General features: G+C 34.0%; 18 protein-coding genes. 10 read left to right on the top strand and 8 right to left on the bottom strand.

Going from position 1 to position 19,121, the window contains the following annotated elements; translation table 11 throughout:
* Window positions 1-3: 3 nt before the first annotated feature.
* Window positions 4-906, bottom strand: coding sequence for a ribonuclease Z (rnz, locus tag QZV68_RS01405; RefSeq protein WP_296877871.1), 903 nt, complete (start codon window positions 904-906; stop codon window positions 4-6).
* A 70-nt stretch (window positions 907-976) separates the two neighbouring features.
* Here rnz and nadC point away from each other — a divergent pair, with 70 nt between their 5' ends.
* A complete protein-coding gene (gene nadC, locus QZV68_RS01400) occupies window positions 977-1,798 on the top strand; it encodes a carboxylating nicotinate-nucleotide diphosphorylase (protein WP_296877869.1) in 822 nt (273 codons plus the stop codon).
* On the opposite strand, the gene QZV68_RS01395 is transcribed toward nadC, so the two are convergent.
* On the bottom strand, window positions 1,799-3,316 hold the full coding sequence (locus QZV68_RS01395) for a DEAD/DEAH box helicase (protein WP_296877867.1): 1,518 nt from the start codon (window positions 3,314-3,316) through the stop codon (window positions 1,799-1,801). It lies immediately after the preceding gene.
* Between the two features lie 208 nt (window positions 3,317-3,524).
* Between QZV68_RS01395 and carA the strand changes: the two genes are divergently transcribed.
* Complete coding sequence (gene carA / locus QZV68_RS01390) at window positions 3,525-4,607, top strand: glutamine-hydrolyzing carbamoyl-phosphate synthase small subunit (RefSeq protein ID WP_296877865.1); 1,083 nt, start codon at window positions 3,525-3,527, stop codon at window positions 4,605-4,607.
* 20 nt (window positions 4,608-4,627) lie between these two features.
* Window positions 4,628-7,804: a carbamoyl-phosphate synthase large subunit gene (gene carB, locus QZV68_RS01385; RefSeq protein WP_296877863.1), complete on the top strand. Its 3,177-nt coding sequence runs from the start codon at window positions 4,628-4,630 to the stop codon at window positions 7,802-7,804.
* A 61-nt stretch (window positions 7,805-7,865) separates the two neighbouring features.
* Here the strand turns inward: carB and QZV68_RS01380 are convergent, their stop codons facing one another.
* A complete protein-coding gene (locus QZV68_RS01380; RefSeq protein ID WP_296877861.1) occupies window positions 7,866-8,450 on the bottom strand; it encodes a zinc ribbon domain-containing protein in 585 nt (194 codons plus the stop codon).
* A 128-nt stretch (window positions 8,451-8,578) separates the two neighbouring features.
* On the opposite strand from QZV68_RS01380, the gene QZV68_RS01375 reads away from it, so the two are divergent.
* The 4 genes from QZV68_RS01375 to QZV68_RS01360 are packed head-to-tail and all read left to right on the top strand — an operon-like array spanning window position 8,579 to window position 11,543.
* Window positions 8,579-9,733, top strand: a complete 1,155-nt coding sequence (locus QZV68_RS01375; protein WP_296877859.1) for an amidohydrolase family protein — start codon at window positions 8,579-8,581, stop codon at window positions 9,731-9,733.
* Between the two features lie 42 nt (window positions 9,734-9,775).
* Window positions 9,776-10,198, top strand: a complete 423-nt coding sequence (locus QZV68_RS01370) for a universal stress protein (RefSeq protein ID WP_363136787.1) — start codon at window positions 9,776-9,778, stop codon at window positions 10,196-10,198.
* Window positions 10,199-10,236: 38 nt separating this feature from the next.
* On the top strand, window positions 10,237-11,076 hold the full coding sequence (locus QZV68_RS01365) for a CBS domain-containing protein (RefSeq protein WP_296877855.1): 840 nt from the start codon (window positions 10,237-10,239) through the stop codon (window positions 11,074-11,076).
* Between the two features lie 11 nt (window positions 11,077-11,087).
* Window positions 11,088-11,543, top strand: a complete 456-nt coding sequence (locus tag QZV68_RS01360) for a hypothetical protein (protein ID WP_296877853.1) — start codon at window positions 11,088-11,090, stop codon at window positions 11,541-11,543.
* Window positions 11,544-11,705: 162 nt separating this feature from the next.
* On the opposite strand, the gene QZV68_RS01355 is transcribed toward QZV68_RS01360, so the two are convergent.
* Genes QZV68_RS01355 through QZV68_RS01345 form a run of 3 tightly spaced genes read right to left on the bottom strand, consistent with a single transcriptional unit; the run spans window position 11,706 to window position 14,208 of the window.
* Entirely contained in the window at window positions 11,706-12,356 is a 651-nt protein-coding gene (locus tag QZV68_RS01355) for a TfuA-related McrA-glycine thioamidation protein (RefSeq protein ID WP_296877851.1), read from the bottom strand.
* Window positions 12,357-12,360: 4 nt separating this feature from the next.
* Window positions 12,361-13,563, bottom strand: a complete 1,203-nt coding sequence (locus tag QZV68_RS01350) for a YcaO-related McrA-glycine thioamidation protein (protein WP_296877849.1) — start codon at window positions 13,561-13,563, stop codon at window positions 12,361-12,363.
* 3 nt (window positions 13,564-13,566) lie between these two features.
* Window positions 13,567-14,208 (bottom strand): site-2 protease family protein, encoded by a 642-nt coding sequence (locus tag QZV68_RS01345; RefSeq protein ID WP_296877847.1) that lies wholly within the window; start codon window positions 14,206-14,208, stop codon window positions 13,567-13,569.
* Window positions 14,209-14,324: 116 nt separating this feature from the next.
* Between QZV68_RS01345 and QZV68_RS01340 the strand changes: the two genes are divergently transcribed.
* The 3 genes from QZV68_RS01340 (at window position 14,325) to QZV68_RS01330 (ending at window position 16,333) form a co-directional block, all read left to right on the top strand.
* Window positions 14,325-15,344 (top strand): aminopeptidase P family protein, encoded by a 1,020-nt coding sequence (locus QZV68_RS01340; RefSeq protein WP_296877845.1) that lies wholly within the window; start codon window positions 14,325-14,327, stop codon window positions 15,342-15,344.
* A gap of 71 nt (window positions 15,345-15,415) precedes the next feature.
* Window positions 15,416-15,637, top strand: a complete 222-nt coding sequence (locus QZV68_RS01335; RefSeq protein ID WP_296877844.1) for a hypothetical protein — start codon at window positions 15,416-15,418, stop codon at window positions 15,635-15,637.
* A 105-nt stretch (window positions 15,638-15,742) separates the two neighbouring features.
* Window positions 15,743-16,333, top strand: coding sequence for a TetR/AcrR family transcriptional regulator (locus QZV68_RS01330; protein ID WP_296877841.1), 591 nt, complete (start codon window positions 15,743-15,745; stop codon window positions 16,331-16,333).
* A gap of 155 nt (window positions 16,334-16,488) precedes the next feature.
* Here QZV68_RS01330 and QZV68_RS01325 read toward each other — a convergent pair whose 3' ends face one another.
* A complete protein-coding gene (locus QZV68_RS01325) occupies window positions 16,489-17,532 on the bottom strand; it encodes an acyltransferase (RefSeq protein WP_296877839.1) in 1,044 nt (347 codons plus the stop codon).
* A 142-nt stretch (window positions 17,533-17,674) separates the two neighbouring features.
* Complete coding sequence (locus QZV68_RS01320) at window positions 17,675-19,063, bottom strand: MFS transporter (RefSeq protein ID WP_296877837.1); 1,389 nt, start codon at window positions 19,061-19,063, stop codon at window positions 17,675-17,677.
* Window positions 19,064-19,121 lie beyond the last annotated feature (58 nt).

Genomic DNA, 19,121 nt, shown 5'->3' with positions numbered 1-19,121 from the left:
TTATCATTTAACTTCAATTTCCATTAGGTCGTAAGCGATTTTGGTATTTTCAAAAATTTCCTGTGCTTCATTTAATATAATTTCAGAAAATTTTCCATTATAACGTGTGCTGATGTGGGTTAATATTAATTCTTTACAGTTTGATTGCTTTGCAACGTATGCAGCATCGGCTGCTGTTGAATGCCCATGCTCTTCTGCATTTTCTTCATCTTGCCTTGAAAATGTTGATTCATGGATTAGAACTGTACTGTCTTTTGCAAGGTCAATCATTTCTTCACATGGTCTCGTATCTCCTGAATATGTGAGTTTGATTCCTTTTCTAGGTTCTCCAAGAACTTGTTTTGGCTTTATGATTCTTCCATCAACTTCGACTTCTTCTCCATTGTGCAATTTGCCGAAAAGAGGGCCAACGGGAACTCCTAATTCAATGGCTTTTTCTCGCAAAAATCTTGGCTTTTTCTTTTCTTCAATTGAATATGCAAGTGCTGGAACATTATGTCTGACAGATTGGCATCTGATAAGGTATTCATCAGTTTCTTCAATGATTCCAGGTTCTATCTCAATGAATTCGAGAGGGTATTCGTATTTACAATAGCCGAAGTTCAATATTGCGTCTCTGACTTTATGTAATCCTTTAGGTCCGTAAATTGTCAGTTTTTCTTTTCTGCCATGCAGTCCCAGAGATTGTATTAGTCCTGGAAGGCCTAAAATATGGTCTCCATGGAAATGCGTGATGAATATATTGGATATTTTCATAGGACTTACTTTTGTGTGAAGCATTTGCCTTTGGGTTCCTTCTCCACAATCAAATAGCATCACCTTTCCGAATGCCTTGACGGCAACTGAAACTTGATTTCTTTCTTTCGAATGGACTGCTGAAGAGGTTCCTAAAAATATTATTTCCATATATAATCACTTATATTATATTATAGAATAAATATATATTTTAATTAATTATTAAAGTTTAGGTGATTTTTTGGATAAAATAATAGAATACATGTTGGCCGAAGATGAGGGATTTGGCGATATTACTTCAGATGCTGTTGTTGAAAAAGGAAAAGAAATAACTGCTAAAATAATTTCTAAAGATGAGGGAATTCTGGCAGGAATGGATATAATTAGGGGAGTATTTGAAGAATATGGTATTAAAGTCAACTTCTGGTTAAATGATGGATGTGAGATATCTAAAAATGATTTGCTAATGTCCGTTGCAGGAGATGCAAGGACAATTTTGCTTTTGGAGAGAACTGTTTTAAACTTATCTATGAGGATGAGTGGTGTGGCCAGTGCAGCTAATCATTATGTTAATTTGGTTAAGGATTATGATGTTAGGGTTGCTGGAACACGTAAAACTTCACCTGCGATCGCCAAATTTGATAAATATGCCTTGGGTGTAGGCGGGGCGGATACCCATCGGTTTAGTCTGGATGACATGGTATTGATTAAGGACAATCACATTGCGGCCTGCGGAACTCCTCTTGAAGCATTGCTAAAGGCAAAAGCAAATGTCAGCTTTTCTAAAAAGATTGAAATTGAAGTTGAAACACTTGATGACGCTATTGAATGCGTTAAAAATGGTGCTGATATTGTGATGCTTGATAATATGTCACCTGATGATGTTAGTGAAGTCATTGATAAGTTGAATGAGCTAAACATTCGTCAAAATTCATTGATTGAAGTGTCTGGAGGCATAACTGAGGATACTATTGAGGAATATGCAAAATTAGGTGTTGACATCATTTCAATCGGCGCTTTGACACATTCATCAAGAAGCCTTAATTTTAGTATGAAATTCTGATTATAATCTTAATTTCAATACTTCTTTCAGCTCTTCGTTGTTCATCTCGGTAAGGAACGTTTCATCGTTACTGATGGATTTGGCGGCTAAATCAGTTTTATGCTTGCTTATCGCATCGATAGTTTCTTCCAAGGTTCCTTTTGTGATGAATCTGTAAACCATCACGTCATTTTCCTGACCAATTCTGTGAACTCTGTCTGTGGCCTGATTTTCCACTGCAGGATTCCACCATAGGTCATAATGAATTACATTTTGGGCAGCAGTTAAATTCAAACCTGTTCCTCCGGTTTTGAGTGTTGCAACAAAAATTTTATGGTCTTCATCCTCCTGGAATGTATCGATAATTCTTGATTTTTCTTCTCTTGTTTGTGAGCCGTGTAAAAAGAGTACTTCCTGCTTAAACTTTTTAGAAATTAATTGTTGGATTAATTTGCCCATTTCAACGTATTGTGTGAATATTATGACTTTTTCATCATTGTCTAGGATGTTTTCTAAAATATTCACTAAAAGCTCCATTTTCCCGGATTCACTTATTTTTGGATTTTTGATTGATAAAAATTGTGCAGGATGATTACAGGTTTGTTTCAGAGCTGTTAATATTTTAAGAATAATTCCCTTTCTCTGAATTCCTTTTGAATTTTCAATGTCGAAAAATATCTCCTCCAGAATGGCATTATACAGTTTAATCTGCTTTTTGGTTAATGTGCAGTAAATGTCATTAACAAATTTTTCGGGCAATTCTTTTTTGATGTCATCATCCGTTTTAAGCCTTCTTAAAACAAAGGGTTTTGCAATAGTTTTGAGTTCGTCCAAGGTCTCTTCATCTTCCAATTTTTCTATTGGCATTACGTATTGTCTTTTGAAATCATCTTTTGTAGACAGGTAGCCTTTGTTTGTAAAATCGAATATCGACCAGTAATCCATCAATTTGTTTTCGATAGGTGTTCCTGTCATTGCAATTTTGCTTCTGGCAGCAACGCTCTTAATGGCTTTTGTTTGTTCTGTATTTGGATTTTTAATATTCTGCGCTTCATCAATTACACATAAAAACCATCTTTGATCTAAAAACATATCTAAATCAAGCCTGACAACACCGTAGGAGGTTAATATGATGTCATAAGTGTCCAAGGGGAATGTTCTGTTGGATCCATGATAGATAAAATAGGTTAAATCCGGTGAGAACTTTTTAATTTCATTTTCCCAGTTGGATATTAATGTTGGAGGAACAATTATAAGTGCTGTCTTATCTTCCATATAATCATTTTCTTTAAAATAGAGGATTGCAGATAGAACCTGTATTGTTTTTCCAAGACCCATATCGTCGGCTAAGATGCTTCCAAATCCGTACCGGATATTTTGAACCAACCAGGAATAACCCATTTTTTGATAGGGTCTAAGCTCGCCGGTCAGATAATTGGGAGAATCATAGATTCTTGTATCATTGATTAGCTTCTTGAATTTGGAATAATCTTTTGAGTTTAAATGCTTTTTAACTAAGCCTACAAGTTTGCTATCCATAATCTTTTCTCTTTCAATTCAATATGTGTTATGTAGTAGTTAATCGGATATTAATCTATGCATTGTTTTTCACCATTAAAAACAATTCAAATCGGGGTGTGTTTTTTTCATAATCTTTGAATAATTTTTCAAAAACAATAATTTATAATATAGTAAAATAATATATATTAAAGATAGAGAATTATATTTTTTTTATAATGGTGATGTAATGGTAAAAATAGCTAAATTAGCTTTGGAAGATGGAACTATTTTAAAAGGTGAAGGGTTTGGTTATGAAACCACCAAATTGGGAGAACTTGTTTTTTCCACAGGTATGGGTGGTTACACTGAATCTTTGACTGATCCTTCTTTTAAAGGAGAGATTTTAATGTCCACTTACCCGTTAGAGGGAAATCATGGGGTAAGTGAGAAGTGGTATCAATCTGATAATATTCAGGTTGAAGGTTTTGTTTGTCGTGAAGTTTGTCGTGAAGTTTCCAATTTCGGACCTCAAAAAACTTTGGATGATTTTTTAAAAGAATTTGAAACTCCGGGAATAAGCGGAATAGACACTAGGGATTTAACCTTGAAAATCCGTGAAAGAGGTTCACTTAAAGCAGCAATCACAACTGAAGACGTTGATGATGATAAATTGCTTGAAATGGCAAGATCCCAACCAAGCATTGAAGAAAGAGATGTTGTGCCTTTGGTTTCAACTAAAGAAATTAAAGTGTTTAATGAAGATGCAGACAAGAAAGTTGCTTTAATTGACTGTGGAGTTAAAAAGAGCATCATCAACTCATTTTTAGAAAGGGATATTGGTGTAGTATTATTCCCATATGATACTGATTATAAAACAGTTCTTGATTACTCTCCAAGCGGTTTGATGATTACTTCCGGACCTGGAAATCCTGATAGGGTATCAGAGACAATTGAAACAATGAAGAAACTATCCAACAGACTGCCTATTTTTGGAATATGTATGGGTCAACAATTGATTGCCAAATCCTTCGGTGCAAGATCATATAAAATGAAATTCGGTCATCGTGGTGAAAATCAACCTGTTAAAGATTTAAGCACTGGAAAAGTATTTATAACATCCCAAAACCATGGGTTTACAATTGATAAGGAATCTTTAAAGGAAACCGATTTGGAATTGGCTCAAATTAATTTGAATGACGGAACTCCTGAAGGTATTTCTCATAAGGAACTGCCTTTAAAATGTATACAGTACCACCCTGAAGCGGGTCCTGGTCCAAATGATACAAAAAGTATTTTTGATGAGTTCAATCAGATGATGGATGATTATTAAAAATTTAGTGAGGATTACAAATGCCAGTTGATAAAGATATTAAAAAAGTATTAATTATTGGTTCTGGACCTATTCAAATCGGACAGGCTGCAGAGTTCGATTATTCTGGTTCACAAGCATGTAAATCATTAAGAGAGGAAGGTATTGAAACTGTTTTAGTCAACAGTAATCCAGCTACAATTCAAACTGACATTGATATGGCTGATACAGTTTATACTGAACCATTAACTCCGGAAGTTGTTGCAAAAATTATAAAAGAAGAAGATATTGATGCTATTTTACCAACAATGGGTGGACAAACCGGATTAAATATTGCAACAGGTCTTGGAGATTTGGGATTACTTGAAGGAATTAAAGTTTTAGGTTCTGACGTCCAGACAATCAAGGATGTGGAAGACCGTGACTTATTTGCAAATCTGATGGATGAAATAGGTGAAAAAATTCCTAAATGTCAGGCGGTTGAAAGTGTAGATGCAGCTCTTGAAGCTGTTAAGGAAATAGGCTATCCTGTAATCGTCAGGCCGGCATTCACATTAGGGGGAACCGGTGGTGGAATTGCTCACGACGAAGAGGAATTAATTGAAATTGCAAATCATGGTTTGGATATGAGTTTCATTAATCAGGTTCTAATTGACGAATCAGTCCTCGGATGGAAAGAAATTGAATTTGAGGTTATGAGGGATAAGGAAGATACATGTATTATTGTATGTACTATGGAAAACATAGACCCTATGGGAATCCACACTGGGGACAGTGTTGTAGTTGCACCTATTCAAAACTTATGTGATGAAACCATTCAAAAAATGCGTGATGCATCTATCAAAATTATAAGGGCTTTGGGTATTCGAGGCGGATGTAATATCCAATTTGCGCTTAATCCTGAAACTGATGAATATAAGGTTATTGAAGTAAATCCACGTGTATCAAGAAGTAGTGCACTAGCATCAAAAGCAACAGGTTATCCGATTGCAAAAATATCATCCAAAATCGCTTTAGGAATGACATTGGATGAAATCAAGAATGACATTACTAAAGAAACCCCTGCTTCTTTCGAGCCTGCTATCGATTATGTTGTAATTAAAATCCCAAGATGGCCTTTTGACAAATTCAAAGGAATCAGCCGTCAAGTGGGAGTTCAAATGAAGGCAACTGGAGAGGTAATGGCTATTGGAAGAACCTTTGAAGAAGCATTCCAAAAAGCATTAAGATCTCTTGATATGGGCTTTGACGGATTTGAATATGTTGAATACACAGAAGAGGATTTGGCAAATCCGACTGACTTAATCTACTTCCAAATTTATTCCGCAATAAAAGATGGAATGGACATTGATAAAATCAGGGAACTTACCCAAATCGATAATTTCTTCCTATACAAAATCAGGAACATCGTAAACTTTGAAAATGATGTCACAGCCGAAAAATTAGATGATGAATATTACTTAAGAAAAGCAAAACAGCTAGGATTTTCTAATAAAAGATTAGCTGATTTGGCGGGTCAAACTGAAGAGTATATCAGAAACTTGCTTTCAAGATACAACATCAAACAATCATATAAGATGGTTGATACATGTGCTGCTGAGTTTGAAGCAAAGACTCCTTATTACTACAGCAGTTATGATATTGGAAATGAACTTGTTTCAACTACCAAAAAGAAAGTTGTTATTCTTGGTGCAGGTCCAATTAGAATTGGTCAAGGTATTGAATTTGATTACTGTTGTGTACATTCATCTTTAGCACTTAAAGAAGATGGAATCGAAACAATATTAATCAACAACAACCCTGAAACCGTAAGTACTGATTATGATATTTCAGATAAGCTGTTCTTTGAACCGTTGACTTTTGAAGATGTAATGGGTGTTATTGAACAGGAAAAACCAGATGGTGTCATTGTACAATTTGGTGGTCAAACTTCCATTAATCTGGCAGTTCCACTTGCAAATGCTGGAGTTAAAATCTTGGGAACTCCATATGAAAGCATTGACAGGGTAGAAGACAGGGAACTGTTTGCTGACCTTCTGGAAAAATTGCATATTCATCAGGCGCCATACGGAACAGCTAATTCCTTTGAAGAGGCTAAAGAAATTGCTGAAGAAATCACATTTCCAGTATTGGTACGTCCTTCATATGTTATTGGTGGAAGGGCTATGGAAATTGTTTATGATACTAATGAGCTTGAGGAATATATGAAGGAAGCTGTAAAGGTATCTCCTGACCATCCTATTTTGGTTGATAAGTTCCTGGAGGATGCTATTGAACTTGATGTGGATATTTTATGTGATGGTGAAGATGTATTCATTGCAGGAATCATGGAACACATTGAAGAGGCTGGTGTTCACTCAGGAGACTCTGCTTGTGTAATACCTCCTCAAACCATTCCAGTGCATATTTTAGATACTATCCGTGAAAATTCAAGAAAATTGGCTCTCGAATTGGATGTTAAAGGTTTAATGAATATTCAATATGCAGTTAAACTTGATGAGGAAATGGTATATATTATTGAAGCCAATCCTCGTGCAAGTAGAACCGTTCCGTTTGTAAGTAAAGCTATTGGGGTGCCATTGGCTAAAGTTGCAACTTGGATTATGCATGGAGCTAAATTAAAAGACTTCAATTTAACAAAAGAAATTAAAATAGATCATGTGGCTGTTAAGGAATCTGTATTCCCATTCTTGAAACTTCCTGAATCCGATACTGTTTTAGGTCCTGAAATGAAATCCACTGGGGAAAGCATAGGTATTGATGAAAACTTCGGAATGGCATTTTATAAATCACAGCTTTCAGCAGGTATGGAATTGCCTCAAGAGGGTACAATATTCATGAGTGTTAAAGAGTTGGACAAAAAGAAAATCAGGCCAATTGCAGAAAAAGCAAATAATTTAGGATTTAAAATAATGGCTACTGCAGGTACTGGGGACGCTACCGGACTTGATGATGTTGAAAGAGTATTAAAAGTCTCACAAGGATCTCCTAACATTAGGGATGCAATCTTAAACAATGAAGTTGACTTGATTATTAACACTTCAGAAGGAAAACAGTCTGCAAAAGACGGTTATATCATCAGAAGATTGGCCATTGAACTTGGCATACCTTATGTCACCACATTGTCAGGTGCAAGAGCTGCTTTGAATGCTATTGAAGCTGTTCAAAACAATGAAATCAATGTCAAATCTTTAAATGAGTATGCTGAAGGAGAATAATTCTTCTCCATGTTATGTAGGTAATTTAATTTACCTGCCCTTTTTCTTTTTTTTTAAAAATTTAATTGCTGGACAGATATTCCTTAATGTTGATACCGCAGGAAGGACATTCCTCTTCACCAATTTTCAACCTGTTTTTACACTTTGGACAGAAATTTAATTTAACTTTATATTCTTTTGTCTGGTCAATAATGATATTTACATCAATCCTTTCGCTCACATTATGATTCAGGACACTTTTGTCCCAGTCATTGTCCATTAGAAGTTTTTTGTAGTAAAACGCTTCGGTCATGGTGTCGTAATAGCCGATTATTTCGTCCATTCTCTTAATATAAAATCCTCTGACTTTATGGTCAAAGAGAATTTCTCCTTCTCTTTCTTTTTTGTTTATTTTTGTTCCTTTTATTCTTCCTTTAGGTCTTTTTTCGGGAAATGGTGGAAGGTCTATATTTTCATACTTGTTTTCCAAATCGCATTCAACAAGCAAATCATAATCAAAGTTACAAAAAAATAGGGCATCTCTTTCATAGAGTGCGTCGGATAATTTTTTAAACTCTCCATAATCTTTATTGTTATGTTTAACTCGGTAAACATTTCCAGTCTTTACAATATTTCTGTAAAAATAGCGTATTTCCTGAGAGTTCATAAGGTTTTCTCCTATGAAAAAGATATAAAATCATTGTTTTCTGTTAAGTTTAATATTACTGTTTTCAGTTTAATAAATTTAATGTAGGGGCAAAAATTTATTAATAAAAAAGATTAGATTTTCCTTTAATGTTTACTATAGCTAACGGAATCATTTTAAAAGGCCAAGATTTAACATTAACAAAAGAAAATATTGTCGTTGATGATGGCATTATCGTAGATATTGGAAAAGAATCTTCTGAAGGTAAAATTATTGATGTTGATGGTGCAGTTGTCTGCCCGTCATTTGTCAATGGCCATATGCATATAGGTGATTCCATTATTCGGGATGAAGGATATTCTCTGTCATTAAGTGAAATGGTCAAGCCTCCAAATGGGGTAAAACACGTCGCTTTAGCAAATGCGGAAGATGAAGAAATTATTTCTGCCATGAAAGAGACAATGTGGGAGATGGTTGAAAGCGGAACAACTCATTTCATTGATTATCGGGAAGGTGGAATCAAGGGAGTTGAACTTTTAAGAAAAGCCAGCAAGAACATTCCAATCAAACCAATCATTCTGGGAAGGGATGATAGTTTCTATGGTGATGATCCTGATTTGAAAAGGGTTAAAATAGCTGTCAAAAAACTTTTAAAGATTGCCGATGGGATTGCGCCAAGCGGTTTTGGAGAAATCACAGATGAAGCTGCGGAAGTAATTGTTGAAGAATGCAATAAACAAAATAAAATTTCATCAATTCATGTGGCGGAGTCTGAATCCAACCAATTTGAATCTCTGGATAGGTTTGATAAAAGTGAAATTGGTCGTGGAGTCGAATCTGATTTCAGTCAGTTGGTTCATCTCACTAATCCTAAAAATGATGACTTGCTGTCAGTTTCAAAATCAAATCAAAATGTTGTGGTCTGTCCAAGGGCCAATGCCACTTTAAATGTGGGGGTGGCTCCATTAAATCGGATGTTGAATTTGGGTATCAAACCATTAATCGGAACTGATAATGTGATGCTTAATTCTCCAAATATGTTTAGGGAGTTGGAATTTAGCTTAAAACTTATGTCTGTCTACTATAATGATTATTTAAATCCAAAAGAATTATTAAAAATGGCTACAACAAATGTATGTGGTAGTGAAATTAATGATGTTGTGGGCAAGTCTGCAATTTCAGTTGGCAGTTCTGCTGAATTTATAGTGTCAAATTCTTTTTCTACTAATCCATACTTAAATATGATAAATCGCTGTGAATCGAAAAATATATTATATATCATTAATAAAAAATTAAACATATAGTATAATGGTATAATTCATATGCTATATAGGGAGATGTTAATGATGTATAAAAAGATATTGGTCCCAACAGATGGGTCAGAATTCGCTAAAAAAGCACAAAAACATGCATTATTTTTAGCTAAAGTTAGTGGAGCTGAAATTGTTGCAGTAAGCGTCACTGAAAATAATTTTGTTAACGGGCTTCCATTAGATGATGAAATATATCAGTTAAATCAAGTTTTAAATGAAAGATCCGAGGAAAACCTTAAGGATTTTGATAAATTAAATGAAGATGATGTCAAAATTAATCATGTTATTAGGGAAGGTTCTCCGGCTAAAGTTATTTTAGAAGTGGCAAATGAGGAACAAGTTGATTTAATTGTTATGGGAAGTTCAGGTAAATCTGGCTTCGATAGATTTATTATGGGTAGTGTTGCGGATAAAGTTGTAAACTCCGCTAAATGCGCAGTACTTGTGGTGCATTAGATATCTACCTTTTATTTGTATGATTATAAGGTGTTTTTATGTTAGTCAAAAGAACAATGTCTAAAAGTGTTGTAAGTGTTTCTGTACCTGGAAACAGAGAAAAAGTTTTAGACTTAATGAGAAAAGAAAAGAAAGCAGTACTTCCAGTAGTAAAAGAAGACACTAATATGTTAGTAGGTGTAATTACACGTTCAGATTTAATTAATAATCCTGATGAAGAACAAATTGCAATGTTAATGAGCAGAAATTTAGTTACAGTCAGTCCTGATGACGATGTAACTGATGCTGCACGTGTAATGATTGATAATAATGTGAGAAGAGTTCCTGTCGTAAATGAAGATGGGGAATTGGTAGGTATTATTACTTCATTTGACCTTGTATCCAAAGCATTGACAAAAGTTGATGTTGATGATGCTGTTGAAAATTATATGATTACCACTGTTCCAACCACCTGGGAAAAATCTCCATTAAACGTTGCATTTGAAACCATGAATCAATTTGGATTAAAATCAGTATTGGCTTTAGATGACGATGCAAAATTGTCCGGTATTTTAACTGAAACTGATTTCATCGCTGAAATTGAAATTATTTCCGAAAGAAGTGAACACAGTTCTACAGTAGGTACCGAAGGAGACAAATGGTCATGGGATAGCACTTCAGTATTATACATTGAGAAAAACCATTTGAAATTCACTGATAAAGTTGTTGGTGATGTTGCTGTAGGTAATGTTGAAGTAGCTAACTCAAAAACTAAAGTTACAGACTGTGCTAAAAAAATGAAATCTTTAAACATCGAACAAATTCCTGTAATTGGTGTTGAAGGGGATTTAGTGGGTCTTGTAAGAGCAAGTGATTTAATCAAATCATTAGTTGAATAATTGTGATATAAATGGCGGTTAGTCCAGTATTATTGATTAAAGTTGATGATAGTGTTGTTAATGTTCGTGCAAGATTCTATGATGATTTTGCCGAACATGAAATTATTCTTAACTCCGTAATTACATATTGGTGGGCTAATAATTTGCCTCCTGCTAAAAAATTTTTAGAGCTTTTTGATTCAGTCATTAAAAGGACAATTAATGAAATACTACCTCATAAATTTTTAAATATAAAATATGATGTCAATGCCAATCAGTCTTTGGATAATGCTTCTGAAATTGAAATCAATTTAATCAGTGTTGATGCTGATGGTGTTGGATTTAAGATTGAAGGTTGTAATATTTCATTAAGTGGACTTAGAAAGGTTGATGAGGAGTTTGAAATTAAAGAGTTTTCCACAACTTTTGATCAGAGTATTGAAACTCCAGACATTGTTTTTAAAAAATATAAAGAGATGAAAAATTAATCTCTTTTAACTATTTTTTGGAAATGAAATTATCTTTTAGTATCTGAATTTAATGATTAATTAAAAGGTAGTTTCAATAAAAATTTTTATTTTAATAACTCTTTGTTTGGTTTAAATTTATTTTACCGTTCAATTTCTAAATATTTTTTCATTCATGATATATCATGCAATTGATTTTAGATGTTTCAATAAAGATTTTGCATCTTCTTTTTTAATGTCATCACTTTCACGAATGAAATTTATTAGATTTCCTTTTTTGTCAATATCCAAATCGGATTCGCTTAATATTGAAGAGTAGTTTCTCTTTGGGTAATGGGTTTTCTTGGCGATGATTAACAGTTCATCTTTTTCTTCTTCGGTTATAATATTTTCACTGACGGCATTTGTAAAAACATATCTCATATTTATTAAAGGCACGGAAAGTGCTTCTAAACTTTCACTGTCCAGCATTACTGCAACTTCATCATCGGAATCAATCGCGCCAGAGGTGTATTGTTCATAACAGTATCCTATGCCAATCATTCCTAATGTGTCAAGTTCAGATGCTCTCAAAGCACCCATACTTGATGCTCCATAAACTTTAATTCCTTTTCTTAAAACGTTTAAGATTTCTTTATGTCCTACAGCGGAGCTTTGATGAAAAACGCCGTCGATTATGGCAATGATGTCTGGATTTTCATTCAATGCTAAATTTAACTCTCCTCTTTTAATTGGCCTTTTGTATATCACTTCAATGTCATCGTGTGAATCCAAAATCTCTTTTGCTTCCTTGAATGGAAGTGATAGTCCTGTATAAATGATGATTTTTGTCATGGTATCATACTTTTAAAAATCTGTAGCCTGCGCGGGTCTGGTCAAGTGCATAAAGTTCCATTTCTGGAATAATTACACGAACAACGCTGATACCTAATTCAGGTCTTGTCAGATCAGTATATAAAATTTTACCAATGTCATTGGATACCAGTTCGTCTTTAACAATTTCAATATCTTCAGTTATTGATGTTGTAGCCTTATTTTCGATATCTGCCAGACTAATTTTTTCATCTTCTTCTCTGAAATAATATTTGTTGATTCTTTTCATTCGCTCATAGCCTGCTTCACGAGCAAAATCGGCTCTGACGGTGTCTTCACGAGCACCATTGATTTGAGTTGCTCTGCTTTGCGCCACTTCTGTCAATGCTCTTAGGATTGCAACTTCTGGATCAAGATGTGTTCCCATTCCCAAAGTCAAAAGCCCTGCATCCTTTAGAATTGTATCATCTGCTGAGGCAGCTATTGTTGGAACTTTGATGTCTGCAGTGAAATCCATCAGCTTTATTTTAATGCCTTCAGATTCGAACTTGTCAACAGTATCATTAATGATATCGCTTTCAATAGTGTCCAAATCAATTTGAGCATAATTTTTATGGGTTAACTCAAAGATGCTCCATGCATCTCTTTCAATTACTTCAAACATACCATGCAGAATTGCTTCTTCAAGAACATTTCCTGATGCCAGGCCGTTGGTATTTGATTTGAACAGTCCATCGATAGAATTGTCATGGGTATATGGGTGATAAACTGCATTTGATGGAACATAATACTCGTCACCGGAAATTATGTCTTTCGCCAGATTCCACTCCAAATTCAATTCACTTAAATCTTGCTTTTCTAATTTTTGACCTAAATTTAGGAATTTTGGATCAATATAATTGCCCTTTTTGCTTATTTCATCTAAATTGGCTATTGTGGTATTGTCGCTTTCTTGCATTTCAGCGGAATATCTTTCAAATCCTTCCATCATTGCTGATGCTTTTGCATGGTCTTTTGAAATTCCTTTTCCTCCATAAATGCTGACTGCCCCGTCTTCTGCTGTGGGTCGGATGGCAGTATATATTGGAAGTCCGATTCTATCCAAATCAGTAATGTCTGCAATACGGGTGATTCCAGCTGTCTTTAACTTGTCTTCAGTATTTTCAATGGTTTTTTTGGGCGCAATTACTCTATGAGTTCCCTTGAAGTATGTAAGTTCTTTGCTCATGGTTCAGTATCCTATAATTAATCTAATGATATTTTCAACACCAATTGTCATTGACATGTATGTCATGATTCCCGCAATGGCTATTGTAATTATCCAGATTCCGACATTCCATCTCAATACTTTTGATCCGTCAAGGTTTCCGATTGGAAGCAAGTTGAATAATGCAAGAAAACTGTTGATATTGAAACCTAAAGCGCAAACGTTCAATATTAATATTGAAGTCTGTGAATATAATGCATTAGGGTAAATCACAACGCATATTGCTAAAAAGATTATTGCAAGAATTATATTGACAATAGGGCCTGCAATTGATATCTTACCGTTAATTTCATCAGTCATGTAATTTGCATATGTGTAAACTGCACCAGGTGCTGCAAATACAAATCCGAAAAAGGATGTAACAAGTGCAAATATTAATCCTTGAGGCCATAATTTGAATTCAGCCCAATAACCATATTTTATTGACACAAATTTATGTCCCAGTTCGTGCAGTATGAAACCTGCACCTACACCAACCATAATCATAGGTAATAGGTGAAGTATGGCATTCATGTCTCTTCCTGCATTTGCTATTGCAAAACAAAGTGAAATAACAATAAATGCAATTATTAAATCTCTCACTTCACTACTTGTAAATTTAATCATAATGTTAAAATATCTAATTTGACTTTAATAAAATTATCTTTTTTCAAGCATTTTATTGAAAAACAGTTTTTCGGATTTCCTTATTTTTTTATAATACTTTTTCTAAATAATTAAATATGAATCTGCATATCAGTAATATTTTAAAAGATTTGGAAAAAGATGATTTTCAGGCTTATTTGCTTACAGAATTTACGAATGTTGAATATATTTCAGGATACAGGCCAACTAGCTTTGCCTTTTGCATTATAAAAGAAAATCCTGTTGTTTATGCATCTGGCATGGATATGGAACTTGCAAATAAGAATTCATCAATTGAAGTAAGGAAATATGAATCTTTTGAAGTCATTATTGATGAGCTAAAAAAAGAGTCTGTAAAAAGTCTGGCTATCGAGCCCAGCCTGCCTTTTAGCACATATGTTAAGATCAGGGATGATTTTGAAGTGGACTCCAAGACATATGTTAACAGGCAAAGAATGATTAAAACTCCTTCGGGGATTGAAAAAATCACAAAAGCGACTGAAATTGCTCAAGAGTCATTCAAACAGCTGGATATTCTAAACAATAATTGCAGTGAAAAAGAGGTGGCATTCGATCTTGTAAGGCACATGATTGAAAATGGCGCTTCAAAGGAATCTTTTGATACTATAGTGACTAGTGGTGCCAGTTCAAGTCTTCCGCATGCTATTCCTGAAGATAAAAAATTGTCTCAGCCAATATTGGTTGATTGGGGAGCTATTTATGATGGTTATTGCTCTGATAATACTCGTACAATGGTTTATACTGAATTTCAGCATGAAATTTGGGATATTGTGGCCGAAGCCCATGACAAGGCAATTAAAGCTATCCGACCTGGCATGAAATGTTGTGAAGTAGATAAAGTTGCTCGAGACATCATTGAAGATTATGGATATGGGGATAAATTTATCCATTCTACAGGCCATAGTCTTGGACTGGATATTCATGAAAGTCCGGGTTTTTCTCCGCGTGATGAAACAGTAATTGAAAAGGGCATGGTTCTAACAGTGGAGCCAGGAATTTATTTGGAAGGAGAATTCGGAGTTCGCCTTGAAGACACTGTCGAAATAAATAATGGGGCGAAAATCATTGGAAATTTGCCGTTGATGATTAATGAATAGGATTAAATACAATCAAGTATAAAAATTATTGTAAGTATTTCTTAGATATATTGATTTAAGTGAGGGTTATTATGGATTCAGACAGGTTAGTTAAAGCAGTATGCTCATTTTTTGTACCTGGCCTTGGGCAATTCATGAATGGTTATATTGAAAGGGGATTGATTTTTTTAATAGGATTTATAATTTTGTGGTTTGCTCTTTTATTCTTAGGCATAGCTCTTCTCCACACAATCGTCGGTATAATCGTGAGATTATTTGCAGCATACGATGCTTATACATATGATGGATTTTGAAATTTTCATATTCCATTTTTTTAATTTCTTTTTTTGCACATTCGTATGGCCTATTTTCTTGAAGATTGGATAACTTTTAATTATTTAAAATTTATATTAATAATTATGGTTATTGAATTGGATAACACTGAAGAAAAAATTGTGGAGGCTACATTTGGCATTCTTCAAAAAGAGGGTTCCAAAAAAGCAACTACCAAAAGAATTGCTGCAGAAGCAGGAGTTAATGAAGTAACTATTTTCAGAAAGTTTGAATCCAAAAAAAATCTAATAAAAATCACGAAAGAGTACTATGTTGCTCGTTTTGTTGGGAAATTGGAGGACATTTTCGAGTTTAGTGATGATGATGAAATTGCCGACTATCTTAATCGCTGTTTTTATAAAATTTTAGACATTCCTGAAAATGATTTCAGCATTATCAAAATAGCAATGGAAGATGTTAGGGCAGTTCCTGATCGCAAACATTTAATTTCAAATTTTACTGACATAGTTATTGAAAAACTGGAGGACTTTTTCAAGTTTCAGATTGAAAAGGGCAAAGTCAGGGAAATTAATCCTAAGGTACTGTCATTGATGTGTTTCAGTATGATTTTCCAATCTGTTATATTGTGGAAGATATACGATGACCGTCATGATGTTGAAAACAAGGATTATTCTGATGACTTTTTAGATTTGTTATTTAATGGTATTAAACCATAGATAACTTTTTTTTATTATTTTTTAACTCATTTTTTTTCATTTATGACTTAAATTCTAATTAAAAACAGTTATTATTTCTTTTATTTGGTTGGAATGCTTGATTTGTTTTAACGGCACTAAATTATTATTTTAAAAATAAAAAGAGATAATGATTGTTATCTCATGTATAATATATATTTTCCGACCCGTGGTATTCTATAGATGATTACCACTGCTGTATAACTTAGGATAATTAACAATATCCATAGTATTAGAGCTTTAACAGGTTCTGAATAAGGCAGCATCACAATAGTAGGCAGTAACGGCAATCTGAATACGTTGTGGATTAAGAATACTGCAAATGAATATTTGGATAAAAAGGTTATAAATGGATAGGACCTTACTTTTCCAATTCTGGAACACAATTCAAATAGTGCAAATGAACCTGTCAATACGAATGGGAAATCATACCATAAGAAAAAGTCATATCCTTTAGTAAATGAATAATACTGGAATAATACGCATATTAGAAATGATATAATCGCAATTAATCCTAATTTTATGCTTCCAACATTTTTGAAAAATCCCTTTTTAACTAAATATCCTAGGATTATGTAGATTCCATAAACTCCTCCACTGAATCCTAGACAATATTGAATATTCACGTTTTGAATGCCGTGCATGTCCAATAGGGTTGTAATAAAAGGCAATAGGAATGCTAAAAGGGTAAATACGATTGTCGCTCTCCAAATGGTTTTATCATCAAATTGTTTTAATGCTGTTGCAACAAATGGCATTGAAAGATACATTCCTATAATCATTGGCATATACCACATGTGGCTAAAGAATAAGTTTCCGGCTTCATTAACGTTAACCACATCATACCAAACGGTAATGTACTGTAAGCTGATAGCATATATTACGGACCAGATAACTGTAACTGCAATCAATCCTCTACAGTTTTTCTCCCAGAACTTTCTAACTTTCTCGTCATTGTATGATCTGTCCAGAAGAAGATAACCAGTAATCATTAAAAAGAAAGGAACACCAATACGCCCAATAAATAGTGATGCAAAATTAAATAATCTTGAATATATTGTATAATGCACTATCTCACTTGAAGTGATGATATAAATTCCGTCAGTTGCATGAATATACAATACTGTTAAAATTGCTATTGCACGCACAAGATCAATCCATTCAATTCTATTCTGACTCATTGATTTTCTCCGTTTTACTATTTTTCTATAATTTCAAATATTTTTTTGAATTACTTGATATTTAGATATTTGTTTTTCTAAATAATTAATTTTCCGTTGATGTCATATTTTTCATAGTGCACCAAATTAGGTTACACTTACATCATTGGTTGGATTTCATGGTTTCAATCTGTTTGTCCCTGTTTTTTAATTGAAATGTGAATAAAAATGCGATGAATGCTACAACTGCAGCCAGGATTAAGCTGACCTTATAACCTATGATTCCTGAAAAAGATGCAATAATCCCTCCGATAAGCGCTCCACCTATTAACTGCCCTGCACTTGACAGCATATTAACGATAGCTTGACCAGCACCTCTTTCTGTAGGCTTCGCTTCACTTAATACGATATATCTTAATGGGGCGCCGATAATGGTTACCATACCTACGCCAGCCAAACAGCCTGCTATGATGAATAATATTAAATTATCTGGATAGATTGAAATAGTAAGCAAACCGATAGTCAATATTAATGTCCCAATCATCATGATTTTACGTGAACCCACTGAATCCAGGATTTTGCCAAGTATTGGTGCTGCAACGGCATTGGCTCCTAAAATTGGGATTAACATTAAACTGGCATACTGGTCATTTAAACCCATGGAAAGGATTACCAGTGACGGAATGAAAATTACTGATGAATATATTATCCCGTATGATAAAGTTTCGATGCATGCAATTCTAATTTCCTTATTTTTCAACATGTGTATTGCTACAATTGATTCTTCTGCTCTTTTTTCTATTTTTAAAAAAATAGGAATTAGAACTATAAACATTATTAAGAATGGAGCCACATTCACTGATATTGAACTATTTATGAAATTGCTTGAATCAATTTGATTCAGGCCATATGATAACAACACTGCAAGCAGGCTAAGTAGGATGATTCCTATATAATCTATTTTTAGTTTTCTTTTATTTTCCAAATCGGGAAGAATATGCCATGCAAATACTATAATAAAAATGCTGATGGGGATGTTGATTGTAAAACACCAGTTCCAACCGAATGGAATTAAAGCCGCTCCGACTAATGGACCTCCAATTGCAGAAATTCCAAATACACTCCCAAGTATTCCCAATGCTTTTCCTCTTTCTTCCAGTGGGAATTCATCTCCTATAAATGCTCCTCCTACCGGAAAAATTCCTCCGCAGCCAAAGCCCTGTATGATTCTACCTAAAAATATTGTTTCGATATTTGGTGAAAATGCGATTAAGCAGGATCCGATTCCAAATAGCACAACATCCAATATGAAAATCTTTTTTCTCCCATAAAAGTCTGAAAACTTGGCCATAACAGGTGAACCAATCATAAAAGCAATTACAAATAGTGTAAATATCCAACTGGATTCTCTGCTGGTTAAATGGAAGCTCTGTTCAATCGAAGGTAGTACGGGACCTATTATTCCCGTATCTAATGAACCCATGAATACTCCAATTAAAAATAGGATAAGTATTAAATTCCGTGTTTTTGTATTGAGTGTTTTTTCTTTCATGTTATTTTAAATTTTAATTTTATTAAGCTATGTTTTGAACATTTCACTTATCATCTGT

This window comes from uncultured Methanobrevibacter sp. (genome assembly GCF_902801725.1).
In the GTDB taxonomy this organism is placed as follows: Archaea; Methanobacteriota; Methanobacteria; order Methanobacteriales; family Methanobacteriaceae; genus Methanocatella.
This window is presented reverse-complemented; position numbering and strand designations above follow the sequence as displayed.

What these genes read in the sequence shown, in the direction of transcription:
- rnz (WP_296877871.1), bottom strand. Translation starts at nt 906, where the DNA reads ATGGAAATAATATTTTTAGGAACCTCTTCAGCAGTCCATTCGAAAGAA.
- QZV68_RS01395 (WP_296877867.1), bottom strand. Translation starts at nt 3,316, where the DNA reads ATGGATAGCAAACTTGTAGGCTTAGTTAAAAAGCATTTAAACTCAAAA.
- carA (WP_296877865.1), top strand. Translation starts at nt 3,525, where the DNA reads ATGGTAAAAATAGCTAAATTAGCTTTGGAAGATGGAACTATTTTAAAA.
- carB (WP_296877863.1), top strand. Translation starts at nt 4,628, where the DNA reads ATGCCAGTTGATAAAGATATTAAAAAAGTATTAATTATTGGTTCTGGA.
- QZV68_RS01380 (WP_296877861.1), bottom strand. Translation starts at nt 8,450, where the DNA reads ATGAACTCTCAGGAAATACGCTATTTTTACAGAAATATTGTAAAGACT.
- QZV68_RS01375 (WP_296877859.1), top strand. Translation starts at nt 8,579, where the DNA reads ATGTTTACTATAGCTAACGGAATCATTTTAAAAGGCCAAGATTTAACA.
- QZV68_RS01370 (WP_363136787.1), top strand. Translation starts at nt 9,776, where the DNA reads ATGTATAAAAAGATATTGGTCCCAACAGATGGGTCAGAATTCGCTAAA.
- QZV68_RS01365 (WP_296877855.1), top strand. Translation starts at nt 10,237, where the DNA reads ATGTTAGTCAAAAGAACAATGTCTAAAAGTGTTGTAAGTGTTTCTGTA.
- QZV68_RS01360 (WP_296877853.1), top strand. Translation starts at nt 11,088, where the DNA reads ATGGCGGTTAGTCCAGTATTATTGATTAAAGTTGATGATAGTGTTGTT.
- QZV68_RS01355 (WP_296877851.1), bottom strand. Translation starts at nt 12,356, where the DNA reads ATGACAAAAATCATCATTTATACAGGACTATCACTTCCATTCAAGGAA.
- QZV68_RS01350 (WP_296877849.1), bottom strand. Translation starts at nt 13,563, where the DNA reads ATGAGCAAAGAACTTACATACTTCAAGGGAACTCATAGAGTAATTGCG.
- QZV68_RS01345 (WP_296877847.1), bottom strand. Translation starts at nt 14,208, where the DNA reads ATGATTAAATTTACAAGTAGTGAAGTGAGAGATTTAATAATTGCATTT.
- QZV68_RS01340 (WP_296877845.1), top strand. Translation starts at nt 14,325, where the DNA reads ATGAATCTGCATATCAGTAATATTTTAAAAGATTTGGAAAAAGATGAT.
- QZV68_RS01335 (WP_296877844.1), top strand. Translation starts at nt 15,416, where the DNA reads ATGGATTCAGACAGGTTAGTTAAAGCAGTATGCTCATTTTTTGTACCT.
- QZV68_RS01330 (WP_296877841.1), top strand. Translation starts at nt 15,743, where the DNA reads ATGGTTATTGAATTGGATAACACTGAAGAAAAAATTGTGGAGGCTACA.
- QZV68_RS01325 (WP_296877839.1), bottom strand. Translation starts at nt 17,532, where the DNA reads ATGAGTCAGAATAGAATTGAATGGATTGATCTTGTGCGTGCAATAGCA.
- QZV68_RS01320 (WP_296877837.1), bottom strand. Translation starts at nt 19,063, where the DNA reads ATGAAAGAAAAAACACTCAATACAAAAACACGGAATTTAATACTTATC.